The sequence below is a fragment of the Nostoc sp. CHAB 5715 genome, assembly GCF_020829685.1.
Classification (GTDB): Bacteria; Cyanobacteriota; Cyanobacteriia; order Cyanobacteriales; family Nostocaceae; genus Nostoc.
This window is the reverse complement of the sequence record NZ_JAIVFR010000645.1, coordinates 1-4,462: the sequence shown is the minus strand read 5'-3', so window position 1 is coordinate 4,462 and position 4,462 is coordinate 1. Positions and strand designations below refer to the sequence as shown.

Genomic DNA, 4,462 nt, shown 5'->3' with positions numbered 1-4,462 from the left:
GGCGAACCAAAGTATTTGGAGCATCCAATTTTAGAGCGATTGGCGACTTTCCAGCAAGGAAAAACGGGACAACAACTTCTACAATCTAGGAATCCGCAAAAAACAGTAGATAAAATTACCCAAGAGGCATTAACGGCGTTGCGAATGCTGCAACTGATTGACCAAAGCGATCACCATGAGGCCGCACATCTGCTGTTGAAGATAGAGCGGCGTTCCACGCGCTTTCTAGAAATAGAAAGTCTCCGTCCACTGCTGTTTACCCTAGCCGGACAACAAGCACTGAATCAAGGACAATTAAACTGTGCTGAACTATTCTGGCAGCTTTTGTTGACAGAGCAACCCTTTAACCCCCAGTTGGCAATCAATCTCTTAGAAGTTTTGGATGCTAATGATTCCGATCAAGAACGCCCACGTCTGTTGACCCGTTTGTTGAAGTGGTTAGAGCAGGAAGCAAAACAAAAACCTCAAGAATGGCCTTCACAACGATTGAAACCGACCCTAGCACATCTGCACTGCTGGATGGCAGATGCTTACATGGCAATAGATCGGGAACGCGCCGCTTTAGGAGCTTTGCAACAAGCAGAACGCATCTGTCCCACATCGCCAGAGTTCCTGGGGCGTAAGGGACTAGTTGCGGCAATGGAGGAAAATTATACTGAAGCGATCGCACTGCTTACCCAAGCATTAGAAGGTGGATGTCGGTATGACGAAGTTTACGGTATTTTGCTGCAATGTTGGGAGGAAGTAGGAGACAAACAAGCACGTAATGAAGCTCGGCGTAAATTTGGCAAGCACTTTGGCGACCTGAGCATTGAAACTGAAGTGGAAATATTGCCTTGGGTAGATGCTCTATCTACGTTAAGTTATCCCTTATTTAGCCGTCTGGTGCAGACAGAAGATAAAAAAGATCCTGCTATACGTGCTTGTCAGATATTCGTGAATGCAGTGCAAAGTCCGCCCAATTCCGGCGGTCGAGTTTCATTACACCAAAAAGCAGCAGTCGAAGCATGGGACACTCTCCTGAAAAAATTATCTGGTCAAGAACAAATTCCTGTATTGCAGGCAATTTCTCTTTCTATCCACCTCTTCGCCAAACGTGAAAAAGGCATCGCCGCTTTAACAAGTCAGTATCTACAAAAATTATTCAACTTATCAACAGAACACCCAGAAGCCAGAGTTGCTCATTTAGTTGTCTTAGCTGTCAAAGAAGGTAGTCCCCAAAAACTAGAGGTTCCTCTACGTACCTACCTCGACACCATGCCACAGCCAGGAAATGCTCTGGCAAATATTCAACTTCAAGTGCGCCGTTTTGGTGAGATTACAACCCTTGTACCTGTGCTGGAGTCAGCACTGCGTCGGGAACCTCAAAATCCTTTATTACTATTAGCTAGAGCCACTACTTACCATGTTGATCACCCAAACTATGAACAATTAAAGCAACAGGGATTTGAATTAGCCCGTCGCTTACAAGATGCCAAAGCATTACAAGCATTTCGGGAAGAACAGGCTTTTCTCTCTGCTCAAGAAACGACTAGCATAATGCCAGACCCAGAGGAATTTGACAACCTGGATATTTCAAATATTGATGACTTCTTATCAGGGATGCTGCAAAAATTACTTGGCAACAAAATGCCCAAAGCTGAGTTTGAACGGATGCTTCCAGAACTCAAGCAAAAGATGTTAAACAGTATGCCTAACTTCGATGAAGATGATGAGGAAGAAGAACCAGACTTAGACTTTATCTTTGGAAACTTACCGCCTACGCGTAAGAAACGAAAGGGTAGAAGAAAAGGTGGTTTTCAGGAATTGTTTTAAAAGTTAGTTTTTAGTAGGTTGTACTTAATAGTGACGAACAATAAATAGTAAATTTTTAATTTGGAATTATTTGATGACTGACCACTACGAACGCTTAGGCATTTCTCCAGGAGCTACTGCTGCCGAAATTAAAGCGGCCTATCATGCCAAACTGCGGGAATTTCCCGCTCATACTTATCCAGAAGAGTTTAAGAAAATTCGAGGAGCTTACGAGGCAATTCGCAAAGGAGAAACAACTCAGGATGAGGATTTCTTAAAATTTCGTCCACTAGAAGCAGAACTTAACCCAGAGATATTAAAACAGTTGCGAGAAAAAGCGCTTGCTCAACTACAAGTTAGCCTGGATGATTTAATTCGTGCCACATTTTAAATAATTCGTAATGGGCTACGCTCCAAGCAAAGCTATGCCGCAGGCTTTACGTAATTCGTAATTGTTAGTTACTGATTTTTCTAATGTCCGCTAACTATTTACAAATGACAAATGACAAATGACAAAGAAGCTTTATTTGCCAAATTTCTAGATTATTTACACTCAGAACAACCAATCCCTGAATATCTGGGTGAACCACCAGAATCTGCTAATTCCTTTGACCCTTATCAAATGGTGGCAGAATGGACTGCCCTGCGCCATGAAGTTAAGCAACAGGGTAAATTATTGCGTTCTACTCAAGATGCTCTTGTGCAAGCATTGGAAGTAACTCGCGCAGATAAAGAACAGTTGCAAATACGTCTGGAAGAAAGCCAAAAACAGGCATGGGGACAATTTGAGCAGCAGCAGGAGAAACTGTTAAAAGATTTGCTGGGTATCCTGGATGCTTTAGATCAGGCTTGTACTTACTGGCAAGAGGAAATAGAAGCATTATCTGCTACCTCAAAACCAAAACCAGCAACACAAAAAAGCTTCTGGGAGAAACTAGGACAGTGGTTTCCTAGCAAGGAAGCTCAGTCAATAGTGTCTGAAAAATCACTAACATCATCAGATTTAAGTGAAATTTTAACCAGCAATCAGCAGGGAGTAGAGTTAATTAGGCGATCGCTTTTAGAGGTACTACGACAACGGCGTGTTATTCCGATTACATCTATGGGAAAACCTTTTGATTCCCAGACAATGTATGCTGTGGGACGTGAGTTCAGAGCAGATGTTACAGACAATATCGTAATTCAGGAAGTAGTACGGGGTTATTTATGGGGCGATCGCGTTCTGAGGGAAGCACAGGTGATTGTAGCAGCACAAGGGACTCTTGATTAGGGACGCTTGGACTGGGGAAATTAGTGCAGTTTACTTTTAATCGAATTTTATGAAAGCAGTTGGTATTGACTTAGGCACAACAAATTCCGAAGTAGCGATTGTCGAAAACGGACAGGTGCGGGTATTGCCAGGAGAAGATGGCGACCTGATTTTACCTTCCTGTGTGGGGTTTAGCGATACGGGTAAACTGCTGGTGGGACGAGAAGCACTCCGTCAGTATGCTGCGGCTCCTGAACACACCGTGAAGTCAATTAAGCGCTGGATGGGAACTGACCACAAAACAACTTTAGGAGATAAGGAATACTTACCTCATGAAGTCTCCGCTATTATTCTCCGTGCCCTGAAACAACGGGCTGAGAATGTTTTAGGGGAAACAATTACCCAAGCAGTGATTACAGTTCCAGCCTACTTTACGGATGCTCAACGGCAGGCAACTAAAACTGCTGGCGAGATAGCGGGTTTGGAGGTACTGCAAATTATCAACGAACCAACGGCGGCGGCTTTAGCTTATGATTTGCGATCGCAAGACACAGAACGGGTTGTGGTTTATGACTTGGGAGGTGGTACTTTTGACGTGTCGGTAGTCGAAATTACAGGCGAAGTCACAGAAGTACTAGCCACTCATGGTAACAACCGCTTGGGTGGAGACGATTTCGACAGGCTTTTGCAACTCCATCTAGCGGATCTATTCCGCAAACAGCATAGTGTGGATGTACCAGATGATGCGGCTACCCAAGCGCGTCTTTTGAAAGCAGCAGAGCAATTAAAAATTGACCTGAGTTCCCACGCCTTTGCCACAGTTCGGGAAGCCTTTTTAGGTAGTAAAGGCAAGACTGCACTACATCTAGAGACAGAAGTGGCGCGAGCAGATTTTGAAAAATTGATTCGCCCACTATTGACAGAAACCCTAGAAGCAATTGACCGCGCCCTAACAGATGCCAATCTTGAACCCGACAATATTGACCGCATTATCCTAGTTGGTGGTTCCACACGCATTCCTCTAGTGCAACAAATGATCTCAGAACATCTGGGACAAACTCCCAGCGATGGCATTCAACCAGACCTTTGTGTGGCGTTAGGAGCAGCTTTACAAGCTGGGGTGCTGGTAGGTGAATCCGTTGATGCCATTCTTGTAGATGTGATTCCTCATTCTCTGGGCATTGCTGCGGCTGTGCCTACACCAATGGGTATTATGCCAGGTTACTTTAGTGTGATTATTCCCCGCAACAGCGTTGTTCCCGTTTCTCGCTCCCATGTTTATTCCACCGTGTTTGATGAACAAGAAGTGGTAGAAATTGAAGTTTTTCAGGGAGAAAATGCGATCGCCGAAGAAAATGTTCCTCTAGGGTGCGTGAGAGTGGAGAACGTACCACCCAAACAAGCAGGAGGTATTGAAGT

Annotated in this window: 4 protein-coding genes; all 4 read left to right on the top strand. The window is 44.3% G+C overall.

Annotated elements, in window-relative coordinates; all coding sequences use genetic code 11:
- Positions 1-1,815: lipopolysaccharide assembly protein LapB (locus LC574_RS28100; RefSeq protein ID WP_229456948.1), on the top strand; the 1,815-nt coding region annotated here is incomplete at its 5' end.
- Positions 1,816-1,888: 73 nt separating this feature from the next.
- The gene (locus LC574_RS28095) at positions 1,889-2,185 is read left to right on the top strand and encodes a DnaJ domain-containing protein (RefSeq protein ID WP_229456947.1); all 297 of its coding nucleotides are present in this window, start codon (positions 1,889-1,891) and stop codon (positions 2,183-2,185) included.
- Between the two features lie 111 nt (positions 2,186-2,296).
- Positions 2,297-3,064 (top strand): nucleotide exchange factor GrpE, encoded by a 768-nt coding sequence (locus LC574_RS28090; RefSeq protein ID WP_229456946.1) that lies wholly within the window; start codon positions 2,297-2,299, stop codon positions 3,062-3,064.
- Positions 3,065-3,113: 49 nt separating this feature from the next.
- Positions 3,114-4,462: Hsp70 family protein (locus LC574_RS28085; RefSeq protein WP_229456945.1), on the top strand; the 1,349-nt coding region annotated here is incomplete at its 3' end.